21 protein-coding genes are annotated in these 22,028 nt (G+C 69.3%); 8 read left to right on the top strand and 13 right to left on the bottom strand.

Annotated elements, in window-relative coordinates; all coding sequences use genetic code 11:
* Positions 1-86: 86 nt before the first annotated feature.
* Positions 87-1,373, bottom strand: a complete 1,287-nt coding sequence (locus ACWD0F_RS11220; RefSeq protein ID WP_449874204.1) for a serine/threonine-protein kinase — start codon at positions 1,371-1,373, stop codon at positions 87-89.
* A gap of 148 nt (positions 1,374-1,521) precedes the next feature.
* Entirely contained in the window at positions 1,522-4,086 is a 2,565-nt protein-coding gene (gene pepN, locus ACWD0F_RS11225) for an aminopeptidase N (RefSeq protein WP_449874206.1), read from the bottom strand.
* A gap of 107 nt (positions 4,087-4,193) precedes the next feature.
* Between pepN and ACWD0F_RS11230 the strand changes: the two genes are divergently transcribed.
* Complete coding sequence (locus tag ACWD0F_RS11230; RefSeq protein WP_449874293.1) at positions 4,194-4,796, top strand: mycothiol-dependent nitroreductase Rv2466c family protein; 603 nt, start codon at positions 4,194-4,196, stop codon at positions 4,794-4,796.
* 130 nt (positions 4,797-4,926) lie between these two features.
* The gene (locus ACWD0F_RS11235) at positions 4,927-6,330 is read left to right on the top strand and encodes an aldehyde dehydrogenase family protein (protein ID WP_449874207.1); all 1,404 of its coding nucleotides are present in this window, start codon (positions 4,927-4,929) and stop codon (positions 6,328-6,330) included.
* Between the two features lie 100 nt (positions 6,331-6,430).
* On the opposite strand, the gene ACWD0F_RS11240 is transcribed toward ACWD0F_RS11235, so the two are convergent.
* A complete protein-coding gene (locus tag ACWD0F_RS11240; protein WP_449874209.1) occupies positions 6,431-7,162 on the bottom strand; it encodes an SDR family oxidoreductase in 732 nt (243 codons plus the stop codon).
* Positions 7,163-7,171: 9 nt separating this feature from the next.
* Positions 7,172-7,657 carry a peptide deformylase gene (gene def, locus ACWD0F_RS11245; RefSeq protein ID WP_449874211.1) on the bottom strand — a complete coding sequence of 162 codons (486 nt, stop codon included), beginning with the start codon at positions 7,655-7,657 and terminating at the stop codon, positions 7,172-7,174.
* A gap of 88 nt (positions 7,658-7,745) precedes the next feature.
* Between def and ACWD0F_RS11250 the strand changes: the two genes are divergently transcribed.
* Positions 7,746-8,213 (top strand): ribose-5-phosphate isomerase, encoded by a 468-nt coding sequence (locus tag ACWD0F_RS11250; RefSeq protein WP_449874213.1) that lies wholly within the window; start codon positions 7,746-7,748, stop codon positions 8,211-8,213.
* On the opposite strand, the gene ACWD0F_RS11255 is transcribed toward ACWD0F_RS11250, so the two are convergent.
* Together ACWD0F_RS11255 and ACWD0F_RS11260 are read right to left on the bottom strand one after the other, a co-directional pair.
* Positions 8,210-8,398 (bottom strand): hypothetical protein, encoded by a 189-nt coding sequence (locus ACWD0F_RS11255; protein ID WP_449874215.1) that lies wholly within the window; start codon positions 8,396-8,398, stop codon positions 8,210-8,212. The genes ACWD0F_RS11250 and ACWD0F_RS11255 overlap by 4 nt on opposite strands.
* A gap of 15 nt (positions 8,399-8,413) precedes the next feature.
* A complete protein-coding gene (locus ACWD0F_RS11260; RefSeq protein WP_449874217.1) occupies positions 8,414-9,643 on the bottom strand; it encodes a GNAT family N-acetyltransferase in 1,230 nt (409 codons plus the stop codon).
* A 118-nt stretch (positions 9,644-9,761) separates the two neighbouring features.
* Between ACWD0F_RS11260 and ACWD0F_RS11265 the strand changes: the two genes are divergently transcribed.
* Complete coding sequence (locus ACWD0F_RS11265; protein WP_449874218.1) at positions 9,762-10,877, top strand: PP2C family protein-serine/threonine phosphatase; 1,116 nt, start codon at positions 9,762-9,764, stop codon at positions 10,875-10,877.
* 126 nt (positions 10,878-11,003) lie between these two features.
* Here the strand turns inward: ACWD0F_RS11265 and ACWD0F_RS11270 are convergent, their stop codons facing one another.
* Positions 11,004-11,600: a response regulator transcription factor gene (locus ACWD0F_RS11270; RefSeq protein WP_449874220.1), complete on the bottom strand. Its 597-nt coding sequence runs from the start codon at positions 11,598-11,600 to the stop codon at positions 11,004-11,006.
* 156 nt (positions 11,601-11,756) lie between these two features.
* Between ACWD0F_RS11270 and ACWD0F_RS11275 the strand changes: the two genes are divergently transcribed.
* Positions 11,757-13,061 carry a M50 family metallopeptidase gene (locus ACWD0F_RS11275; protein ID WP_449874222.1) on the top strand — a complete coding sequence of 435 codons (1,305 nt, stop codon included), beginning with the start codon at positions 11,757-11,759 and terminating at the stop codon, positions 13,059-13,061.
* Here ACWD0F_RS11275 and ACWD0F_RS11280 read toward each other — a convergent pair.
* From ACWD0F_RS11280 to ACWD0F_RS11295, 4 genes are all read right to left on the bottom strand, one after another.
* Positions 13,022-14,020 carry an MFS transporter gene (locus ACWD0F_RS11280; RefSeq protein ID WP_449874224.1) on the bottom strand — a complete coding sequence of 333 codons (999 nt, stop codon included), beginning with the start codon at positions 14,018-14,020 and terminating at the stop codon, positions 13,022-13,024. The two genes, ACWD0F_RS11275 and ACWD0F_RS11280, sit on opposite strands and share 40 nt — an antisense overlap.
* A gap of 117 nt (positions 14,021-14,137) precedes the next feature.
* On the bottom strand, positions 14,138-15,064 hold the full coding sequence (locus ACWD0F_RS11285) for a hypothetical protein (RefSeq protein ID WP_449874226.1): 927 nt from the start codon (positions 15,062-15,064) through the stop codon (positions 14,138-14,140).
* Between the two features lie 222 nt (positions 15,065-15,286).
* Positions 15,287-16,054 (bottom strand): DUF6193 family natural product biosynthesis protein, encoded by a 768-nt coding sequence (locus ACWD0F_RS11290; RefSeq protein ID WP_449874228.1) that lies wholly within the window; start codon positions 16,052-16,054, stop codon positions 15,287-15,289.
* Between the two features lie 48 nt (positions 16,055-16,102).
* Positions 16,103-17,344, bottom strand: a complete 1,242-nt coding sequence (locus tag ACWD0F_RS11295) for a tyrosine-type recombinase/integrase (protein WP_449874230.1) — start codon at positions 17,342-17,344, stop codon at positions 16,103-16,105.
* A gap of 128 nt (positions 17,345-17,472) precedes the next feature.
* Between ACWD0F_RS11295 and ACWD0F_RS11300 the strand changes: the two genes are divergently transcribed.
* A complete protein-coding gene (locus ACWD0F_RS11300) occupies positions 17,473-18,738 on the top strand; it encodes a DUF4158 domain-containing protein (protein WP_449874232.1) in 1,266 nt (421 codons plus the stop codon).
* Positions 18,739-18,785: 47 nt separating this feature from the next.
* Positions 18,786-19,571, top strand: a complete 786-nt coding sequence (locus tag ACWD0F_RS11305) for a Tn3 family transposase (protein WP_449874234.1) — start codon at positions 18,786-18,788, stop codon at positions 19,569-19,571.
* 252 nt (positions 19,572-19,823) lie between these two features.
* Here the strand turns inward: ACWD0F_RS11305 and ACWD0F_RS11310 are convergent, their stop codons facing one another.
* Together ACWD0F_RS11310 and ACWD0F_RS11315 are read right to left on the bottom strand one after the other, a co-directional pair.
* Complete coding sequence (locus ACWD0F_RS11310; RefSeq protein ID WP_449874235.1) at positions 19,824-20,612, bottom strand: SDR family NAD(P)-dependent oxidoreductase; 789 nt, start codon at positions 20,610-20,612, stop codon at positions 19,824-19,826.
* A gap of 52 nt (positions 20,613-20,664) precedes the next feature.
* A complete protein-coding gene (locus ACWD0F_RS11315; protein ID WP_449874236.1) occupies positions 20,665-21,330 on the bottom strand; it encodes an FMN-dependent NADH-azoreductase in 666 nt (221 codons plus the stop codon).
* A 96-nt stretch (positions 21,331-21,426) separates the two neighbouring features.
* On the opposite strand from ACWD0F_RS11315, the gene ACWD0F_RS11320 reads away from it, so the two are divergent.
* A complete protein-coding gene (locus ACWD0F_RS11320; RefSeq protein ID WP_449874238.1) occupies positions 21,427-21,936 on the top strand; it encodes a MarR family winged helix-turn-helix transcriptional regulator in 510 nt (169 codons plus the stop codon).
* Positions 21,937-22,028: the final 92 nt, after the last annotated feature.

Raw genomic sequence — 22,028 nt, forward strand, 5'->3', positions numbered from 1 at the left:
GGATGCGGAAGCCGACGTGCGGGGTCACACGGCGATCATGGACCCCAGGCTACCCAACCCGGATCAGCGCCGTCCGCCCGGAGCGATCACTGGCAAGGGGCGCGGATGCACTGGATCTCGCCGGGCGCCTGGCTGACCGTGGGCTCGGCCGTGGGCTCCTCGGGGCCCGCCGACGTGGTGGGCGGCGGGGTCGGCTCGGGCTCGGAGGTGGTCGGCGTGGCCGTGGGCGGCGTCACGCTCGGCGTCGCGGTGACCGTCGCGGTGGCGGTCGGCACACCGGTCGTGCGGGACGGCTTGCCGCTGGGGCTGTGCCTGGTGGGCGGCGCCGACGGCCGGCCCGCGGTGGGCGGCGGCGCCGTGGTCGGGACGACGCCGGCGGTGGTGGTCTCACCGATGGGCGGCGGCGGCACCTCGGTGCCGGAGTTGGGCTGGGCGGGCCGCAGCCAGACCGAGCCCGCCACGGCCGCGGTCACGGCCACGGCGGCGACCATCGTGAGCACCGCCCGCAGCGTGCGGCCGCGGCCCCGGCGCGGCGTGGGCAACTGCCCGGGGGCGGCCAGCGCCTTGCGCGCGGCCTCGGCCATCAGCGCCGCCGTCGCCCAGCGCAGGTCGGGCGTCTTCTCCAGCGCCCGCTCCACCACCTGCCGCGGCCCAGGAGGAACGTCGGCGGGCAGCCGGGGCACGGGTGAGTTGAGGTGCTTGAAGATGATCTGCACGGGCGTGTCGCCCTCGAACGGCAGCCGTCCCGTCAGGCATTCGTAGGCGACCACGCCCAGCGCGTAGACGTCGACCCCGGGGGTCACGTCGCTGGCCGTGGCCATCTCCGGCGCGCAGTAGCCGGCCGAGCAGAGCATCGTGCCCGTGGCCGTCAGGTGGCCGGCCGAGACCGAGTGCGCGATGCCGAAGTCGGTGAGCGCCACGCCGCCGTCGGGCCGCACCATGAGGTTGGCCGGCTTGACGTCGCGGTGGACGATGCCCTGCGCGTGCGCGGCGGCCAGCGCGTCGGCGACCTCCGCGACCAGCCGCATGGCGGCCTCGGAGCCCAGCGGTCCGCGCGCCAGGATCCGGTCGAGCGACTCGCCGCGCACATACTGCATGACCAGGAAGCTCACCTGACGGCCGTCGACATCGGCGATGCCGTAGTCGTAGACGTCGACCACGCCGGGATGCCGGAGCGTGGCCATGGCCCTGGCCTCGTTCTGGAAGCGCTGGGTGAAGGAGGGGTTGTCGGTGAGCGCGGGCGTGAGCACCTTGACCGCCACCGCGCGCCCGAGCACCGTGTCGTCGGCGCGCCACACCTCGCCCATGCCACCGCCGCCGAGGCGACCGGTGAGCACGTAGCGGTCGTTGAGAGTGGTCCCCGCGCCGAGCACGTACCCGAGGCTAACACCGCACCTCGGATGGCATGGCCAAGTCGGCGCGAGCCGCTCCGGGGCCGGGATTCACACCTGCCGTTCACGCCCCGTCATGCGGAAAGGCCCCCGCCGTCACGGGCGGAGGCCTTACCGAAAGGTGAGCCTTTTAAGCGGACGCGGCGTCCTTCTCGCGGTTGCTCAGCGCCCGGCTGACGCCGTCGGCGCCCTCCAGGATCAGCCGCCGCAGCGCCTGCGGCGGCTGCGCGTTCTGCAGGAAGTCCTGCGCGGCCTGCTCGGTCGCCGGCTCGATGACCAGCGAGGGGAAACACCCCACCGCGAACGTCGAGGCCTGGTCGAACGTCCACTCCTGGTAGATCCGCCCGACCTCGGCGAAGTATTTGGCGCGGAAGGGCGTCAGCAGCTCGGGGTGGAGCGGGTCCTGGAACCCGCGGATCGTGGTGCGGGCGATGTGGTTGGCCAGCTTGCCGCTCACGATCCGGTCCCACGCCGCGGCCTTGGCCTCGGCCGTCGGGATCGAGGCCCGGCACATCGCGGCCGACCGCTCGCCGGTCGCCGTGGGGTCGCGCTCCAGCTCGGCCTCGATGGCGGCCTCGTCCAGCCGGCCGCCGGAGACCAGCGCCTGCACGAGCGTCCAGCGCAGGTCGGTGTCCACGCTCAGCCCCTCGGGCGCCGCCGAGCCGTCGAGGATGCCCGCCAGCAGGGCCAGGTCCTCATCGGATGTGGCCGCCCCGGCGAACGCCTGCAGGAAGGCGAGCTGGTGGTCCGATCCCGGCTCGGCCGCGGCGAGGAGGGCACGCAGCTCCGCGGCCAGCAGCGCCAGGCCCTCCTGCTGCCAGGCCGGGTCGGCGTACTGCTGCACGGCCATCCGGGCCTGCCGGAGCACCGCCTGCAGGACCGTGATGTCGGAGACCGTCCCGGCGCCGGAGACGACCAGCTTGACGTAGTCGCGCGTGGACATCTCGCCGTCGCGGGTCATGTCCCAGGTCGCGGACCAGCACAGCGCCCTCGGCAGCGACTCCGTGAACGTGGTGATCCCGCCCTCGACCAGCGTCCGCAGCGAGTCGTCGTCGAGGCGGATCTTGGCGTAGGTCAGGTCGTCGTCGTTGAGCAGGACCAGATCGGGCTGAGCCTCGCCGACGAGCTGGGCCACGTTCGTCCGGGCGCCGACCACGTCGAGCTCCACCCGCTTGGTACGCCGCAGCTTGCCGTCGGCCAGGGAGTAGAGGCCGACCGCGATCCGGTGCGAACGCAACGTCGGATAGTCGGCCGGCGCCTCCTGCAGCACCTCGAACCGGGTGAACCGGCCCCCGGACACCTCGAACGAGGGGCGCAGCGTGTTGACCCAGGCGGTCTCCAGCCACTCCTTCGACCAGGAGGACAGGTCGCGGCCCGAGGTCCGCTCCAGGGCGGTGAGCAGGTCCTTCAGCTCGGTGTTGCCCCAGGCGTGCTCGGCGAAGTAGTCGCGTACGCCGGCCAGGAAGTTGTCCAGGCCCACGTAGGCGACGAGCTGCTTGAGCACCGAGGCGCCCTTGGCGTAGGTGATGCCGTCGAAGTTGACCTCGACGGCCTGCATGTCGGGGATGTCGGCGGCGATGGGGTGCGTGGAGGGGAGCTGGTCCTGGCGGTAGGCCCAGGACTTCTCGACGTTGGCGAACGTGGTCCACGCGCCCTTGCCCCACCGGGTGGCCTCGGCCTGGGCGAGCACGGACATGTAGGTGGCGAACGACTCGTTCAGCCACAGGTCGTCCCACCAGCGCATGGTGACCAGGTCGCCGAACCACATGTGCGCCATCTCGTGCAGGATCGTCTCCGCGCGCCGCTCGACGGCCGCGTCGGTGACCCTGGAGCGGAAGACGTAGTCCTCCAGGAACGTCACACAGCCCGCGTTCTCCATGGCGCCGGCGTTGAACTCGGGCACGAAGAGCTGGTCGTACTTGCCGAACGGGTAGCGGACGCCGAACACGCGGTGGAAGAAGTCGAAGCCCTGCCGGGTGACCTCAAGGAGGTTGTCGGCGTCGAGGTGCTCGGCCAGCGAGGCCCGGCAGAAGATGCCGAGCGGGATGCCGTCGTGCTCGGCGGTCACCTTGTGATAAGGCCCGGCCACCAGCGCGGTGATGTAGGTGGACATGACCGCCGTGGGCGGGAACTCCCACCGCCTGGCCGCCTGCACCGTGCCGTGCTTGCCGCTCTCCTCGGCCAGCTCCGTGATCTCGGAGACGGCGGCGTTGGACACGACCTCCCAGTCGGCGGGGGCGAGCGCCGTGAGCTGGAAGGTGGCCTTGAGGTCGGGCTGGTCGAAGCAGGCGTACATGCGGTGCGCGTCGGCCGTCTCGAACTGGCTGTGCAGGTAGACCTTCTGGTCCACGGGGTCGACGAAGCGGTGCAGGCCCTCGCCGCTGCGCATGTACTCGCAGTCGGCGTCCACGCGCAGCTCGTTGGACTCGGCGAGCGCGGGAAGGGGGAAACGCCCCTTCTCGGCGTCGTAGCCGGCCACGTCGAGGTCCTGGCCGTTGAGCGTCACCTGGCGCACCTGCGCGCCGTGCAGGTCGATGAAGGTGGTGGCGCCCGGGCGGGTGCTGGTGAAACGGACCGTCGTGACGCTCTCGAAGCGCTCGTCCCCCTCTGTCAGGTCGAGTGCCACCTCGTACGACTCGACCTTCAACAGCCGGGCGCGCTCACGAGCCTCGTCCCGGGTCAGGTTGCCTGCCAAGTTGCGCTCCTTTTCACCACTTCGTCGGGGTTGTCCGTATCCTGCCATGCCGGGAATAGGAATCGAACCACCTCAGGTTATGGCCCCACGTGACTGAAAAGATTCCCGTGGATCTGTGGTTCGATCCTTCCTGTCCCTTTGCTTGGGTTACGTCACGCTGGCTGCTCGAAGTAGAGAAGGTTCGCCCGATCGAGCCTCGCTGGCGCATCATGTCGCTCTATTTCCTCAACGAGGACAAAGACGTCTCCGACGACTATCGTGCCCGTGCCGCGCGTGCCATGGGGTCGATCCGGGTGATCGCCGCCGCCGCGGCCAAGCACGGTGACCACGTCATCGGCACCCTTTACACCGAGATCAGCACCCGCCTGCACAACGAGGGCCTGAGCAAGCAGCCCGAGCGTCTGCGCGAGACCGTCCAGGCCGCCATCGAGGCCGCCGGGCTCGAGGCCGACCTCATCGACGCCATGGACGCAGAGGCGTACGACGACGCCATCCGCGCCTCCCACGACGAGGGCATCGGCCTGGTCGGCCAGGAGGTCGGCACGCCGATCATCCGCGTCGGGGCCAACGCCTTCTTCGGGCCGGTGATCACCAAGATCCTCCGGGGCGAGGACGCGGGCCGGCTCTGGGACGGCGTGCTGGCGGTCACCTCGTTCGAGGACTTCTTCGAATTGAAGCGCTCACGCACCAAGCGTCCCCAGTTCGACTGACATGTCTCGGTTGGGCCGGGAATTCGGCATACGCTGACGGGAACGAAGGCCGGTGGCGGGGGAGAAGGCTTATCCCCCGCCGCGCCAGAGCCCTCGCATTGTCTCCGGTGGCGCTGTCAGGATGGTGGCCATGCGTCAGTTGTATATCGGCGGCTCCTGGACCGCGTCGGCGTCGGACGAGCCCATCGAGGTGGTCAACCCCGCCACCGAAGAGATCATCGACCGAGTGCCCGCCGGCTCTCCCGATGACGTGGAGGCGGCCGCCGCCGCCGCCAGAGAAGCCTTTCCGGCCTGGTCCGCGACAACTGCCGCAGAACGCGGCAAACTGCTCGGTGACGCGGCCGAGCTGCTGAAACAGAGATCCGAAGAGATCGCCAAGACGATCGCGACGGACATGGGCGCTCCGCTGGGCTTCGCGCTCAAGGTGCAGACGCTCATGCCGGCCGGCGTCCTGTCCTCCTTCGCCAAGCTGGCCGAGAGCCACCCGCGCGAGTCGCGTGTCGGCAACTCCCTGATCGTCAAGGAGCCCATCGGGGTGGTCGCCGCGATCACGCCGTGGAACTATCCCCTGCACCAGATCATCTGCAAGGCCGCTCCCGCGCTGGCCGCCGGCTGCACCGTGGTGCTCAAGCCGAGCGAGGTGGCGCCGCTGGCCGCGTACGCGCTGGCGGAGATCTTCGACGAGGTGGGCCTGCCGCCCGGCGTGTTCAACCTCGTCAGCGGGCGCGGCCCCGTGGTGGGCGAGGCCATGGCCGCCCACCCCGAGGTCGACATGGTCTCCTTCACCGGCTCCACCGCCGCGGGCCGCAGGGTCGCCGCGCTGGCCGCCGAGTCGGTCAAGCGGGTCGCGCTGGAGCTCGGCGGCAAGTCGGCCAACATCATCCTGCCCGACGCCGACCTGGCCCTGGCCGTCAAGGTCGGGGTGGGAGCCTGCTTCGTCAACGCCGGCCAGACGTGCTCGGCGCTGACCCGCATGATCGTGCACCGCGACCAGTACGACGAGGCCGTCCGCCTGGCCGTCGAGGTGGCGCGCGGCTACACCGTCGGCGACCCCTTCGACGAGACGACCAGGGTCGGCCCGCTGGTGTCGGCCATCCAGCGCGAGCGCGTGATCCGCTACATCAACCGGGGCCAGGAGGAGGGCGCCCGGCTGGTCGCCGGCGGCACCGAGCGCCCGTACGACCGGGGTTACTACGTGGAGCCCACGGTGTTCGCGGGCGTGGAGCCCGGGATGACGATCGAGCAGGAGGAGATCTTCGGGCCGGTCCTGTCGCTGATCCCGTACACGACCGAGGACAAGGCCGTCGAGATCGCCAACGACACCAAGTACGGCCTGGCCGGCGCGGTCTGGGGCGGCACCGAGGAGCGCGCGCTCGCGGTCGCGCGCCGGCTGCGCACGGGTCAGGTGGCCGTCAACGGCGGCCGGTTCAACCCGCTGGCCCCCTTCGGCGGCTACAAGCAGTCGGGCGTGGGCCGCGAGCTCGGCGAGCACGGCCTGGAGGAGTACTTCGAGGTCAAGGCCGTGCAGCTCTAGCGGGAGCGGACCCGCCGAGATCAAAGCCGTGCGGCTCTAGCCAGGGCGGGCCCGCAGAGGTCGAGGCGGGGCCGGGGTGGGCGCCGGGCCCGCCCCGGGGCTAGACGAGCAGGCCGCCGGTGGCGAGCACGTTCTGGCCGGTCACCCAGCGCCCGTCGGGGCCCGCCAGGAAGGCGACCACGGCGGCGATGTCGTCGGGCCGGCCCAGACGCCGCAGCGCGGTCATCGCCGGCGTGCCCGCCAGCGCCTCCGGCGGGTTGGCGCCGCGCAACATGTCGGTGTCGGTGGCGCCGGAGGAGACCACGTTCACCGTGATCCCGCGCGGGCCCAGCTCCCGCGAGGCCACCTTGGAGATCTGCTCGACGGCGCCCTTGCTGCCGCAGTAGAGCGCCAGGGCCGGCGCGGGCACCTGGGTGTTGAGGCTGGAGACGTTGACGATGCGCCCGCCGTCGCGCATCACCCGCGCCGCCCACTGGATCGCCAGGAACACCGCCCGGGTGTTCACCGCGAACACCCGCTCGTAGTCCTCGTCCGTGACGTCGGTGATCAGATTCTGCCCCTCGGTGGTGGCCGCGTTGTTGACCAGGACGTCCACGCCGGGCAGCCGCGCCTCCGCCTCGGCGAACAGCCGCGCCAGATCCTCCTTGCTCCCCAGATCGGCCTGTACGGCGTGCGCGCCCGTCTCCTTGGCGACCTGCCGCGCCGCCTCGCCCGCGTGCTGGTAGCAGAAGACGACCTCCGCGCCGTCCTGGGTCAGCCGCTCCACGACGGCCCTGCCGATGCCCCGGGAGCCACCCGTGACCAATGCCCCTTTACCCGAAAGTACGGTCATACGGCCAATCTATGTCCTGAGCATGATCTTGCGCGCCTCGTTCTTGGGCAGCCGGTCCACGTAGAGCCTGCCGTCGAGGTGCTCGGTCTCGTGCTGGAAGCAGCGCGCCAGCGTGCCGCGGGCCTTGAGCCGCACCGGGCGTTCCAACCGGTCGATCCCCTCGACGGTCACGCCCGCCGAGCGCGCGACCGGGGCGTAGATCGGCCGGTGCGTCTGCCGGTCGGGCACGGACAGGCAGCCCTCCTCGTCGAGCACCTCTTCGGGGTCGTCGACGGTCAGCGCCGGATTGATCACGTGGCCCTTGCGCCCGCTGACGTCGTAGACGAACAGCCGGAGCGACACGCCGATCTGCGGGCCGGCCAGACCCACTCCGTCGACCGCGTACATCGCCTGGAACATCTCCTCGATCAGGCGGCGCAGCTCGCGGTCGAAGCCCGTCACCGGATCGGCGGGCGTGCGCAGGACCGGATCGCCGGCGACACGGATCTCACGCATGAATCTCTGCTTTCGTAAGGACTGAAGATCGAACAGACCCTTACTGTAGCGGCGAGCCCGGGCGGCGCGGCTGTGGAAGACTGGGCAGGTGCGTGTCTACATCGGTGCCGACCATGCCGGCTATGAGCTCAAGAACCACCTCGTGTCCTGGCTCAAGGACCACGGTCACGACGTGATCGACTGCGGTCCCTTCGTCTACGACGCCGAGGACGACTATCCCGCGTTCGTCCTGCGGGCCGCCGAGGGCGTCGCGGGCGACCCCGGCAGCAGAGGGGTGGTGATCGGCGGGTCCGGCAACGGCGAGCAGATAGCCGCCAACAAGGTGCGCGGCATCCGCGCCGCCCTGGCCTGGAGCGAGGAGACGGCCGGCCTCGCCCGCGAGCACAACGACGCCAACATCGTCAGCGTCGGCGCCCGGATGCACTCCGAGGAGGACGCGACCAGGTTCGTCGAGGTCTTCCTGAGCACGTCGTTCTCCGGCGGTGAGCGGCACGCCAGGCGCATCGCGCAGCTCGACACCTACGAGACGATCGGCCAGCTGCCCTCGCTGCCCTAGCCCTGACCCTTGCTCCTGGCCTCGGTCTTCGTCTCGGTCTTGGCCTCGCGCTTGGCGTCGCGCCTGGGCATCTCGTCGCGCAGAGGCCGCCGGTCGGCGGCCTCCTGCTGCTCCTTCGACGGCTTCGAGACGTCGCGGGCGCGCATGGCGATGGTCGCGGTGATCTGCAGGCTTTGCAGTGCCATGCCGCCGAGCCTACGTCAGAAGGTCAGGCCCGCCCACGGTTTCGGGCTCCACGACATGGCCAGCGCCAGCGCCCGCACCGTGCCCGGCGCGTGCTCGCGCAGCAGCCCCGCCGCCAGCGACTCCATGAGCATGCCGTCACCCAGGTACGCCGAGCCGAGCGCGACGACCGGCAGCGTGATGTCCGGCTGCTCGTCGACGGGCTTGCACGCGGCGCCGGTCAGGTCGGCGGTCAGCCGCCAGCGCCCGGCGTTCCACGGGCACACGTCGTCCTCGACCTCGATCACCACGTCCACGGGCGCCGAGTACGCCCGCGAGGTCAGCGCCCGGTCCACCTCGACCAGGCGGACCCAGAGCTCGTCGCACCAGCTCGTACGGAGCTGGCGGGGATCGGCGATGAGCGCCAGCAGCGGGTCGTCCACCGGCCGGTGGGCCGCCTCGATCCTGGAGACCAGATCGCGATCCAGCACGCTGCGCCACAGCAGCGCGTAGGCCGCCGGGTCGGCCGCCTCCAGTTCGAGCAGCCGCAGCTCGCCGTCGGCCACGCCGTTGCCGTCCCAGGACGGTTTGATCCGGAACAGCGCGTAACCGCGTACGCCGCCGTCGTCCTCGGCCAGGATCGAGCGGAGGTTCCCCGCGCCGCGCTGGTCGGCCTCCTCGTCGGCCAGCACGCCGTCCCAGGAGACGGGGGCCCTGTCGTAGCGTCCGGGCCGCCCGGCCACGACGGAGGCGAACATGCTCTCCAGCTCATCACGTACGTCGGCGGGCTTGGCGACCCTGAGCCTGAGCGACGGGTCGGCCGGGGCGTTCCTGACGAAGGCCGAGCCCTGCTTCTGGACGCGGAACGACAACTCGCCGGCGGCTCTGCCGTACCCGAACCTGCCGTAGATGGGGGCCTCGGAGGCGTACAGGGCGGCCACGGACTCGCCGCGCTCGCGGATGTCGGAGAGCTGCCTGCGCATGAGAGCGGACAGGACGCCGCGCCGGCGGTGCGAGGGCAGCACGCTGACGCTCGTCACCCCCGCGACGGGCAGGCGGCCGCCGGGGACCGTCATCGTGAAGCTGATGATGGCGGTGACGCCCGCGATGGTGTCGCCGTCGAAGGCGGCGAGCGTGCGGTCGAACTCCGTCTCGGCCTTGTACCGGGCCGTTTGGGCGGGGTGCGGCGTCCAGCCGAAGGCCTCTTCCAGAACGGTTTGGAAGGCCGGCCACTCTGATTCGTCAATCGGGCGGATCGGGTACGTCATCTGTCCAAGGTAGGAGCGGGCAAAGGGGAAGGGCCACCCAATATCCGTGCTTAATGATCAAGGCCTTGGTCAAGTGGGCTGCCCAAACACGGGTCAGACCGATACAGTCAGGCGCATCATGAGTTCCCGACCCGCGCCGCTGATCCCGCCACGGGTCCGTGCGGTCCTGGTGCGGGTGCCCTTCCTGGTGGCCGTCGTCCGCTTCCTCCGCCGGGGCCCGCTGGGCCGTGACCGCAATCTGCTCATCACGCTGACCGGGCTCGCCCTCGTGATAGGCGTGCTCGCGGCGAAGGTCTCGACCGAATGGTTCTCGCCGTCACTGCTCATCCTCGTCACCCTGATCGGCGGGCTGCAGCTCCGGCTGCGCAGCCTGGTCAAGCTGCTCGTGGGCGTCGGCGTCGCGCTCGGCTACATCGCGATCAACCTGGGCGTGGCCCGGGTCGGGCTGGGCCTCACCGTGACGATCGTCTTCACCACCGTGCTCGCCGTGCTGATGGCCCGCACCAGGGGCAAGCTGGGCGTGCAGGGGCTGCGCGGCGACGCGATGCTGCTGGAGCTGCGTGACCGGCTCCGCAGCCAGGGCGAGCTGCCCGCGCTGCCGAAGGACTGGGGCGGCAAGGTGGTGCTCAAGCAGGCCGGCGGGTCCTCCTTCGGCGGCGACTTCCTGGTCTCCATGCGTGACGGCGACTCCGTCGAGATCGCCCTGGTCGACGTGTCGGGCAAAGGAGTCGACGCGGGCACGAGGGCGCTGCTGCTGTCCGGCACGTTCGGCGGGCTGCTCGGCTCGGTGAACGACTTCCTGCCCGCCTGCAACGCCTACCTGCACCGCCAGCGGGGCGACGAGGGATTCGTGACCGCCGTGCACGTACGCCTCGACCTGGCGACCGGCGACTACACGATCACCTCGGCGGGGCATCCGCCGGTGGTGAAGTTCGACGCGGGCACGGGCAACTGGCAGGTCGCCACGGCCAAGGGCGTGGTGCTCGGCGTGGTGCCCGACCTGCACTGCGAGCCCGACAGCGGCACCCTGCGCAAGGGCGACGCGCTGCTGCTCTACACCGACGGGCTGATCGAGCAGCCGGGGCGCGACATCGACGCCGGGCTCGACCGGCTGCTCGGCGAGGCCGAGCGGCTGCTGCCGTCGGGATTTCGCGACGGGGCCAGGGCGCTCGTCAACGCCATGGCCTCCGGACACAACGACGACTGCGCGCTGGTGCTCATCTGGCGTCCATGATGACGTTTCACATGGGTGAGGTCGTGATGGCGGTCACTGGCAGTGAGCTTCGGCGGACTGAGATCCTCTAGGTGAATCGGGCCCCGGTGGAGCGGCGCGGCTCTGCCGGGGTCCCGTTTCCCCTCCTCACAACCAGCCGTGGTCGCTGGCGATGCGCACGGCGTCGAGCCGGTTGCGGGCGCCCGTCTTGCACATGATCCGCGACAGATGGTTGCGTACGGTGCCGACCGACAGGAAGAGCTGGTCGGCGATCTCCGTCGAACGCGCCCCGCCCGCCGCGATCCGCAACACGTCGAGCTCCCGGCTGGTCAGCGGGTTCGCCGCGCTCTGCAGCGCGGCCACGGCCAGCTCGGCCTCGACGGCCTGGCGGCCGGCCGCCACCTGGCGCACCCCCTCGGCCAGCCGTTCCGGCGGCACGCACAGGCTCATGAAGCCCAGCGCGCGCCCGGCCAGCGCCTGGCGCACCTGCCAGGGATTGGGCTGGGCGGACAGCACCAGCACCCCGCAGAACGGCGCCTGCTCGGCGAGCGCGACGGTCACCGCCAGTCCCGGCAGGTCGAGATCCACCACGGCCACGTCGGGCCCGCTGGACAGCGCCGCGGCCACCACCTCCTCCGGTCGCCCGACCTCGGCGACCACCCGCAGGTCGGGCTCGGCCTCCAGGGTGGCGAGCAGGCCACGGCGCACCAGCGGCAGATGCTCGGCGATCAGGATCTGGATCAAGACGTCCCCCTCCGTCGTCTCTCAGCGTGATCGTTTGATTGCGCACTGTCAATGGCAGTCAAAAGGCATGCCAGCCGTGGGGCGCGGCGAGTTCGACTAGTCTGAGGTTGTCGGACCTTTCTGTCTCCCCTGTCGTCTGCTATGGAGCGCGCCCAGATGAACTGGCTCTATCTCGTGGGGATCATCGTCTTCCTCTTGGGGTTGATGTTCTCCATCGCACTGCACGAGATCGGCCACCTCGTGCCGGCCAAGATCTTCGGTGTCCGGGTGACCCAGTACATGGTGGGCTTCGGCGCGACGGCGTGGTCGCGGCGCAAGGGCGACACCGAGTACGGCTTCAAGTGGATCCCGCTCGGCGGCTACATCCGCATGATCGGCATGCTGCCGCCGCGTCCCGGCGACGACCCGACCAAGGTCAGGAGCAACTCGACGGGGCCGTTCCAGGGTCTCATCGAGTCGGCCCGCGACGCCGCGCAGGAAGAGGTGCGGCCGGGAGACGAGGACCGCGTCTTCTACCGCAAGAAGTGGTGGCAGAAGGTCATCATCATGTCCGGCGGCCCGGCGATGAACTTCGTGCTCGCCTTCATCTTCTTCACCATCCTGCTGGTCGGCATCGGCCTGCCCAGCTGGGCGCCGATCGTGTCGCCCGAGACCAACACCTGCGTGATCCCGATCTCGGAGCAGCGCGCGGCCTGCAAGTCCACCGACAAGCCCACGCCGGCCGCCCAGGTGGGCATGAAGGCCGGCGACCGCATGGTGTCCTTCGACGGCGCGCGGATCGGCTCCTGGGAGGACGCCACCCGCCTGATCCGCTCCCACGGGCCCGGCCCCGTCGCGCTCGGCATCGTCCGCGACGGCAAGGCCATGACGCTCAACGTCACGCTCATCGCCCAGGACCGGCCCAACCTCGAAGACCCGGCGAAGATCGACAAGAACGTCGGTTTCCTCGGCGTCGCGCCCACCGAGGTCATGCAGACGCAGAGCGTCGGCCAGGTCATCGGCTACATGGGCGAGCTCACCGGCCGGGTCGCCGGTTCGATACTCAACCTGCCGGAGAAGATGGTCGGCGTCTGGCACGCGGCCTTCTCCGGTGAGGAGCGCGACCCTGAGGGCCCGGTGGGCGTGGTCGGCGCGGGCCGCATGGGCGGCGAGATCCTCGCCTCGGACCTGTCCAACGAGAAGAAGATCGCCATCTTCGTCAACCTGCTGGCCGGCTTCAACCTGGCGATCGGCATGTTCAACCTCATCCCACTGCTGCCGCTCGACGGCGGGCACATCGCGGGCGGGTTGTGGGAGGGCGTCAAGCGGGCGTACGCCAAGATCATGCGGCGGCCGGAGCCCGCTTACGTGGACATCGCCAAGGTGTTGCCGCTGACGTACGTGATGGCACTGGTCATGATGATCATGGCGGGCCTGCTCGTCTACGCCGACCTGGTCAATCCGCTGACACTGACGGGCTGACGACCTGGGCGGCGACTGAGGATCACCATGTGCGGCGGCGCCCACGCAGCAGCCGGCCGGCGAGCAGGACCGCGCAGGACCCGACGGTCAGCAGCCCGCCGGCGAGGAAGGTGGTCCGTACGCCGGCGAGCGGCAGAATGAGTCCCCCCATCGCGGCACCTGCCGCGATGCCGGCTCACTCCGGCCAGACACGCGACACCGAAAACCACGAACAGGACGCTGACCGCGCTCGGGGAGAACCCGCTCACGTCGCCCAGGAACGTCACGATGTAGGTGTATCCCGCGAACGCCCCGGTGGCGGACAAGGTCCCGGCCGCCAGCACCGTCCCGAACCGCCGGGTGTCAGGACTGGTCGCGTAGGCGGCGGGCTCTTCTTCCGGACGCGAAGTCGGCAGCAGAACGGCGATCGTCACCAGACAGACAAGCCCCAGAGCCGCGAGCATGGCGAGGGGCACCTGCCAGGCACTCTGCCGGCCCAGCCAGGTCCCCGCGGGAACACCGAACACGAGGGCGAGCGAACCGGCCACGGACAGCGCCCCGACCACACGTCCCCGGACCTCGGGCGCGAACAGGCCCACCGCGACCGGCCCCATCACGGCCCAGAACAGCGCCTGGGCGAGCGCGGTCAGCAGTCGCGCCACGAGGAGCAGCCAGTAAGAGGGGGCCGGCGCGGCAATGAGGCTGGACACTACGAGCGCGGCCAGCAGTCCCGTCAGCACATGACGTCGGGGCACGGCCCGCACGACGTGGGCGATCGGCACAGATGCGATGGCCACGGTAACGCCGTAACCGGTGACCAGGAGACCGACCGCCGACAGGGACACCCGTAGGTCTTCGGACATGAGCTTCAGGAGGCCGACGGGCAGGTTCTCCGCGGTGTTGAAGGTGAGGGCGGCCAGCATCAGAGCCCCGAGCACCGCCAGCCTGCGCCAGGGAGCCGGACGTCGCGTGATCACCATCTCACCAGATGCGATATCCCCTGGTTTAGTGGCGGAGGGTCTTATTCAGAGTGTGGGAATTCCAGGGTGATCTGATGGGAGAGACTGACTCTGGGGGTTCGGCTCTGGCTGTGCGTCTCAGCCGTGAATCGGATAGGCGGCCTGGAAGGTCAGCCGCTGATCGGCGGTGTCGCCGATCTGGGTGAGGAGTTCGTCGAGGGCGGCGTATTCCTCCCATGGCTGCTGACCGGTTGCTTGAGCCAGGCGGGTCACGACGAGGTCCTCGAGGTCCAGGACGCGCTTGTTCTTCCCAACCTTGTCGGCGAGGCTCACCAGAAGGTCTTCGAGGGTGATGCCGCTGTCTCCCCAGGACGCGTGAGTGGCCGCGAAGCGAGCATGAGCGTCATCGAACCCGTGGCGGATCAGCAGGTCCCGCCCGACCGACTCGTGGCTCGAGCCGGGTCCGGAGAGTTCGCTGACGTGCAGGGACTTGCCGATGTCGTGGGTCGCGGCGTCGAAAAGCACGGCGTGCCTGTCGAAGTGAAGACGGGGGTGCCGCTGCTGGACCCAGTCGGTGATCTGCCAGGCGACGTCATGGACGAGACGCAGGTGCGCCGCCAACCGCGGCGGGCAGTTCAGCGCCTTCAACAGCTCTGTAACCTGGTCAGGCAGCGGGCGCAGCGGTGGCTCGGCGGGGTCGCTCAGCGCGTGTGCGACGGAGTTCGTCGCCGCGGGCTCGGTCGACCCAGGCCCGGCGAGGCGCTGTCTGGCCTCGGTCCAGAGTGTCTCGAACGCCTGGCGTGTGATCTCGGTGGCCTGATCGGCGTCCTGCCAGCCTTCGAGGCTGCCCTCGGCAAGGACGCCGTAACGACGTTCGTAGGCCTGAAGCTCGGCCAACCCGTACTGATCGCGAAGGCGGAGCACCTCATCAAGGTCTGCCGCTGTGGTGGGGCGCTGGTCGGGACCTTGAAGATCGATCTGCCGGACGGCCCATTCCTGGTCATCAAGTTCGTAGAAGGACCAGGTGTTTTCCGCGGGGTGATAGAGGCGTATCCATCGGGCCATGGCGTCATGGTGTCACGACCAGACGCTCGTTCAGTGCCCGTGTACAAACTGATCGTCAGGTCGACTGGGGAGATGTGGATCGTGCGAGTCGTCGTCCCATGAGGATGATCATCGCCCATAAGACCATGGCCTCGTGATGCTCGGATAACCGCTCATAGTCACGTACGCACCGCCTGCGCTGACTGATCCACGACAGTGTCCTCTCCACCACCCACCTGCGAGTTATGTGGAATCTGCGGCTGGGCTGTCAAGGTCGTTGGCTGTGCCAGCGACGGCCGGGCCGCAGTTGTCCGGGAGGTGGGCGATGACCACGGCGACGGCCTCGTGGGGGGTGTCGGCTTCTGCGATGGCGGGTCCGTCGGGTGAGCGGTCGCGCCAGGTGACGCGGTATGTCCCATCCGTCCGAGGAGTGATCACGGGGATGTCGTGGGTGTAGGGGAAGCCGGTGCAGCGGCTGAAGTTCAGCGTCCGGTGGCTGTGGAAGGGGAACAGGGCTCGTAGCAGGGGTTGGGTGGAGGCGGCCTCGATCAGGTCGTGGTCGACGTGTGAGGCCGAGGTGGTCCGGTAGCTCACCCACTTGGCTGCGACCGCATCCCCCCGTTCGTGTGCCTCGGCGAGGCTGCCGTACTCGATGAACGGGCACGCGGCCTTCACCTCAGCCAGGCGAGAGCCCTCCTGCCAGGCTCTGATGGCCTTCGCTGCGGAGGTCAGATCGCTGGTCTGTGCCTCAACCATCATGACGCCCTGACCCCAGAACTCCATCAACAGGCAGCGCTCCTGGCTGGCTGCGACGACGCTCACATGCCGATGACCGTCTCCGACCCGTGCAGCGCAGTCCCACCACCCGGGAGCGCCGGTCAGCAGCGCCGTCAGCTCATAGCCCGCCTGATCGAACGCATCCTGCAGCGCGGCCTGCAGGCTTCCGGCTGAGCCGATCTCGGGGAAGAGGCGGACGTAGTCTTCGCTCGGTGGTCGTGTCACGCCTCCCACTGTGCCGCAGCGACCCTGGTTCTGAACTGATCGGCGTTTGCCATGCGATCAAGTGGATCTCTGCTGGACTTGGATGATCGGCAGAAGCACTGTTCCGGCTGGAGCGCCGATCTGCCTGGGCGTCGGGCCCGCTGGGGTGGGGACGTCGGCCAGGCGCTCGAGCAGTTTGTCCAGGGCGGCTTTGCCGTCGTCGACGGCGGCGCGTTCGTCGTCGGTGAGGGGGATGGCGGCGAGCATGCGCTGCAGGTTGTCCTTGGCTTCGAGTAGTTGGGCCTTCGAGGAGTCCTTGGGGGCGTAGAAGTCGCACTTGGCGCAGGCCATGCGGTGGGGGCACTGCTCGAAGAAGGTGTAGCTGCAGAGCCCGTGACCGAGGTCGTAGTACTGCCAGGGCTCGCCGGTGGCGGCGGCGCCGGAGGTGACGGCGTCACGGTCGAGCAGGACCTCGATGGTGCGGACGTTGCGTTCGAAGTAGCCGGCGTCCCGGTAGGCCTTGGAGAGGGTGTTGGGGGTGAGCTTGGCGTAGTGCTGGGTGCTTTCGGGGCTGCCGTGCCCGAGCCAGGCCTGTAGCTCGAACAAAGTCATGGGTTCCTTGGCGTTGTAGAGCTGCGAGGCGATGGTGGAGCGGGCCCGGTGGCTGGTGATGTTGCCGCGGACGTCGGCGGTCGGGACTCCAGCCTTGGCGCAGAGGGCCGGGATGATCGTCTTGTTGATGTAGTGCTTGTCCATCCGGCGGGCCCGCAGCGCGAACAGCAGATGGACCTGCACTCCGGTCTTGCGGTCGGTGAAGGTCGGCTGCTCGGGCCGTACCTGCTCCCAGGCCTCGATCGCCTTGCCCAGGAGCGGATCGACGGGCTTGGTGAACGCGGTGCCGGTCTTATGAGTGGGGACGTCCAGCAGGCAGACCGCGTCCTGGACGAGAACCTCACGGGAGTCGCCGGGGATGGGGAACCCGTCGTGCTGCCAGCGGACGCAGCCGACGGGCAGGCGGGCGATCTCGTCGCTGCGCTGCCCGCTGAACAGCCAGGCCAAGGCGACCGCTCGCAGGAGCTCGATCGGGTAGCGCAGGCGGTTGTAGCTGGTGGGTAGGTCCTCGGGCTGCATGTTCAGGCCAGCCCACAAGAGCTTGGCCCAGATCTCATCGGCGATGACGCGCGGGTCAGGGCCGAGCAGTCCCTTCACCGTCCTGGGGGCAGCCAGGACTCGGACGGGGTCGAAGCGGCGCGGTATCCATTCCCACTCCTGGCAGTCGCGGAAGAACGCCCGGGTCGCCGTCAGGGGTCCCGGTAGCAATGAAGAAATTTTCACCGAAGTAACGTCTGACCTGCGATAACGGAGGAGTTGACCTCCTGTGGCCGGTTGGTGATCACTGCCGCTACGGTCGTTCCGGTTTTGTCCGGTACGACAGGTGGAGTGGTGCGTTGTCAGAGAAGATGTTCTCCGAGGAGCAATTGGAGCAGCTGCGCTCGTTCCCGGAGATCAGCGCGGATGAGTTGATCCGGTATTTCACGCCGACAGCGGCTGACGTGGCGTTCGTGAGTCCCGGCGGGCGAGGCCCTGTCGACCGGCTGGGCATGCTGGTCCAGCTCTGCGCGCTGCCATGGCTCGGGTTCGTGCCCGACGATGTGGGCTCGGCGCCACCGGCCGCCGTGGCCCGGGTCGCGGAGCGGCTGAGCGTGGCGCCGGTGGCGTTGCGGCTGTACGGCAAGCGCGACCAGACCCGCTCGGATCATCTGGGCCTGGTCGCCAAGTATCTGGGGTGGCAGACCGCCCCGGCGGGCAGCCAGGCGATGAAGGAGCTGGAGCAGTTCCTGCTGGACCGGGCAATGGAGCACGACTCGCCGACGCTGCTGTTCAACCTGGCACGCGAGTACCTGATGGCGGCCAAGGTGATCCGGCCCGGTGCGCTCATCTTGGCCAAGATGGTCGGCACGGCCCGCAAAGCGGCCTCCGATCTGACCTCGCAGCTGGTGGGGCACCTGCTGACGGCAGAGGTCCGCGCCGATCTGGAGCGGATGCTGGCGGTGGATGCGGGGCTGGGGATGACCCGGCTGGAGTGGCTGGTCAGCCCGGCCAGGGACGCGTCAGCGACGTCGGTGAAGACCGCGATCGACAAGCTGACCTGGCTGCGCGCGATCGACGCCCACCGGATGGATGTGTCGGTGCTGCCGAACGAGCGGCGCCGGTTCCTGGCCCAGGTTGCGCGCCGTTCAACCAACCAGGGGCTGGAGCGGCGCAAGGAGCGTAAGTTCCCGATCCTGCTGGCGTTCGCCGCGCAGGCTGCGGTCGACCAGCTCGATGAGGTGGTGGCCTTGTTCGACCAGGCCGTCAGCGCGCGGGAGTCGCGGGCGAAGTCCAAGACGGATGAGGCGCTGGTCGAGCGGGCCAAGAAGGGCGAGGCCCGGCAGCTGGTGATGGAGATGATCCTGCCGGTGTTGGCCGACCCGTCGATCCCGGACGATGAGGTGAGTGGGATGCTGCGCGAGCGGATCGGCATGCAGCGGCTGCGGGAGATCACCTCTGATGCGTGGAAGCCGTTGCCCCGCGATCACGGCCGGCTGTCGGAGCTGGGGTCCTCCTGCACCTATCTGCGCCAGTTCACCCCGAACGTGCTGGCCGCGATCGACTTCCAGGGCGGGCCGGGCACGGCTGAGCTGATGGAGGCGGTGGCCGTGTTGAAGGAGTAAACCGGCTCGGCGGCCGCAAGGTGCCCGCGGGGGCGCCGACCGGGTTCGTGCCCACCGACCTTCCGATCGCCGAGCACGCGGCAGACAGTCACGGCGCCACGTTGATCAACTTCGCGTTGTTCGACCTGGTCGGCAAGGCACTGACCCCGCGCTTGCGGGACCTGACCCGGGTCACCCTGGTACGGGACGAGACCCCGACCGAGATCGCCAAGCGCTACCCGCACGCCGGGCCGCTGCTGGGCGCGCGCTGGAATGAGGACCTGGTGGCCGGCTGCTGGCCGGACCTGCTGCGGATGGCCGGGTCGCTGAAGTACGGCCAGGCCACCGCCTCGCTGATCGTCGGCAAGTGGTCGGCCGCCTCCCGGCAGAACACCTTGGCCGCCGCACTGAAGGAGTGGGGCATGCTCAGAAGGACCGTTCACCTGGCCAAGTACCTGTCGGACCCGGCCTTCAGGAGGAAGATCTCGCGGCAATTGAACAAGGGCGAGAGCCTGCACGCGCTGCGCCGCGACCTGCACTACGCCCAGCAGGGCACGATCACCCGCCCGCATCTGGAGCAGCAGACGGAGCAGGCGTGGTGCTTGACCGTCTTGACCAACTCGGTGGTCGCCTGGACGACAGAATATTATTCCAGAGCGGTGCTGGAGCTGCGTTCGCAGGGCCGGGAGGTGAGCGACGAAATCTTGTCGCACATCTCGCCCGGGCACAGCGACAACATCAACTTCTTCGGCGTCATCAACGTGGACGTCGAGGCGGAGCTCGCCAAGCTCGACACCAGCGGCTGGCGGCCCCTACGGCCGGTACAGCTTCGCCAGCTGGGTCTGACACCTTGAGCTGATCCAGCGGGTGATGGCGCTGCGGCGATGTTCCCGCATGGGACGGGGGTCAGAGAGATTTGGAACGGAATCCGGCGTCAACGGGGCTCTCCCAGGTCAGCGACCCCTGCCGATGCGGTCCTCTGCACGTGGTTAACGCCGGATTCCGTTCCACCGCCAGTAGAAGGATGCACCCGGATAGTCGGTCCGTGATGAGTGGGTAGCGCTCCCCACCCGCCAGGGGCGGGGAGCTTTTTGATGTGGTTCCCGCTATCCGCCGATGTGCGGTGCTCGGGCGGCGGCGGAGCCGTCCCGGATCACCTCGCCGGTGAGGTTGCCGTTGGCTCCCGAGCCCAGGAAGACGATGAGGTTGGCCACGTCGTCGGAGGTGGACAGTCTGTGCGTGGGGGTAGCGGCGGCGAGGGCGTCGGTGACGAACGCGGGGATATCGGGGCGGCTGTCGGTGAGGGTGAAGCCCGGCGCCACGACGTTGACCAGGACCCCGTCGCGGCCGCCGTTCCAGGCCAGGCTGCGGGCGAGGCCGTACAGGCCGGATTTGGCGGTGCCATAGGGCCCCGGACCGGGCAGGCCCTCCTCGGCGACGCTTGAGGAGATCAGCACGATACGGCCCCAGCTCCTGGTGCGCATGCTGGGCAGGACGGCGCGGACCGTGGCCGCTGTTCCGATCAGGTTGGCGCCGATCATGGCGTCCCATTCCTGCAGGGGCACGTCCTCGAACCGGACGCTGGGATCGGGCGGCCCATCGCCGCCCCAGCGCACGGCATTGGCGATGAGGACCTCGATGCCGCCCCAGCGCTCGACGACGGTCGCGACGGCATGGTCGATGGTGGCCAGGTCCTCGAGGTCGAGCCGGACGATGTGCGCCTGCCCGCCGGCGGCCTCGACGTCGGCGGCCACTTTCTCGGCGCTGTCGGGGTGGTTGCGGTAGGTGATCGCCACGCGGGCGCCTTCGCGACCGTAGGCGCGGGCGGTCGCGGCGCCGATGCCGGTCGACGCGCCGGTGATCAGGACCACGCGGCCGCTGAGATCGGTGTTCATGGTGTGGGTTGTCCTTCTGTCTTCGCTTCGCTGATGGGTCGGTGAGTCGTGGTCAGGACGGCGTCTCGGCGCGCACCCGGGTTGTCAGGGCGTGCACCGCGCCTAGCGCCGCGGCGTGGGAGGTCTCGTGCTGGTCGCGGAACTGCGCGAGGAAGGGCATAACCGTGGCGTGGGTGAGTTCGGCATGGACGAAGGTGACGTCGTCGAGTCCGAGCACGGAGAAGTAGGCGCGCAGGTAGGGCTCGTGGAAGTCGAAGTGCTCGCGGGGGGTGCCGGGTCCGTAGGCGCCGCCGCGCGCGCTCAGCACCACGGCTGACTTCCCCTTGAGCGGCAGCCAGGGCAGGGTGACGCGGTCGATCCACGCCTTGAACGCGGCAGGCACCGTGAAGTTGTACATCGGCACGCCCAGGAGCAGGACGTCGGCCGCGAGGAGCTGCTCCACCAGCGGGCGGGTGGTCGCCCAACTCCTGGCCAGTTCGGGAGCGCCGGCGGCCACCTGGTCCATGGTCTCGATGTCGCGCACCCCGTTCACCGATGACTGGGTGGCGAGGCGGACCCGGTCTTCGTCGATGGGTGGCACCGGATCGGCCACCAGGTCCCGGTAGGTGTAGACGCCGTCCGGGTGGGTGGCACGCCAGTCGGCCACGAAGGTCTCGCCGAGCCTGCGGGAGAACGACTCGCTGCGTCCGCTGGCGTCCAGATGCAGAAGATGCGTCACAAGATTGCCTCACATTCAAGATTGTCTGGAATCGCAATCAATATAGGCCAAGATAATTTCAAGTCAAGAACATCTTGGCTTGGTATCATGCTGTCCATGGCCCACGCCCCCACATCCGAAGGCCCGCACGGGAGCGGACTGCACCAGGACCTGCACTGGCTGTTCGCGCGACTAAAGCAAGGCCTGGCCACCGCTGAGACCGCCGCGGTGCGCGAGCACGGAATGACCCTGTGGGGCTACACGGTGCTGGTGGCCGTCGTCGAAGCCCCCGCCCGCACCCAGCTCGCCCTCGCCCAGGCCGTATCGGTCGACAAGAGCAAGCTGGTCCTCATCCTCGACGAACTGGAGGACGCCGGCCTGGTGCGCCGCCGCCCCGACCCCGCCGACCGGAGAGCCCGCATCATCGAGGCCACCCCCGAGGGCGACCGCGCCCTCAAAGCCGCCCGCGCCGACATCGAGACGATCGAGAACCAGCTCTTGGCCGACCTCGCCCCCTTGGCCCGGACCACACTGCAGAGCTCGCTACAACATCTCGCCGGCGAGCCCATCGCGAAAATCGAGGACGGACGGTCACCCGAAACCGCCTGCGCGCCCGATCCGGCCTGACCGCCCCCTGAGGTCACGGCACCTTGTTGACCATGTTGAGAATCGAACGATTCTCAACATCCACGCCGGACGGGCTCGGAACGATCCCTCCC

It is taken from the genome of Nonomuraea sp. NPDC002799 (assembly GCF_053592075.1).

Bases quoted from the DNA above. Each gene is read 5' to 3' on its own strand.
- ACWD0F_RS11240 (WP_449874209.1), bottom strand. From the start codon at position 7,162: ATGACCGTACTTTCGGGTAAAGGGGCATTGGTCACGGGTGGCTCCCGG.
- ACWD0F_RS11275 (WP_449874222.1), top strand. From the start codon at position 11,757: ATGAACTGGCTCTATCTCGTGGGGATCATCGTCTTCCTCTTGGGGTTG.
- ACWD0F_RS11285 (WP_449874226.1), bottom strand. From the start codon at position 15,064: ATGGCCCGATGGATACGCCTCTATCACCCCGCGGAAAACACCTGGTCC.
- ACWD0F_RS11260 (WP_449874217.1), bottom strand. From the start codon at position 9,643: ATGACGTACCCGATCCGCCCGATTGACGAATCAGAGTGGCCGGCCTTC.
- ACWD0F_RS11255 (WP_449874215.1), bottom strand. From the start codon at position 8,398: ATGGCACTGCAAAGCCTGCAGATCACCGCGACCATCGCCATGCGCGCC.
- ACWD0F_RS11320 (WP_449874238.1), top strand. From the start codon at position 21,427: ATGGCCCACGCCCCCACATCCGAAGGCCCGCACGGGAGCGGACTGCAC.
- ACWD0F_RS11235 (WP_449874207.1), top strand. From the start codon at position 4,927: ATGCGTCAGTTGTATATCGGCGGCTCCTGGACCGCGTCGGCGTCGGAC.
- ACWD0F_RS11265 (WP_449874218.1), top strand. From the start codon at position 9,762: ATGAGTTCCCGACCCGCGCCGCTGATCCCGCCACGGGTCCGTGCGGTC.
- ACWD0F_RS11280 (WP_449874224.1), bottom strand. From the start codon at position 14,020: ATGGTGATCACGCGACGTCCGGCTCCCTGGCGCAGGCTGGCGGTGCTC.
- ACWD0F_RS11310 (WP_449874235.1), bottom strand. From the start codon at position 20,612: ATGAACACCGATCTCAGCGGCCGCGTGGTCCTGATCACCGGCGCGTCG.
- def (WP_449874211.1), bottom strand. From the start codon at position 7,657: ATGCGTGAGATCCGTGTCGCCGGCGATCCGGTCCTGCGCACGCCCGCC.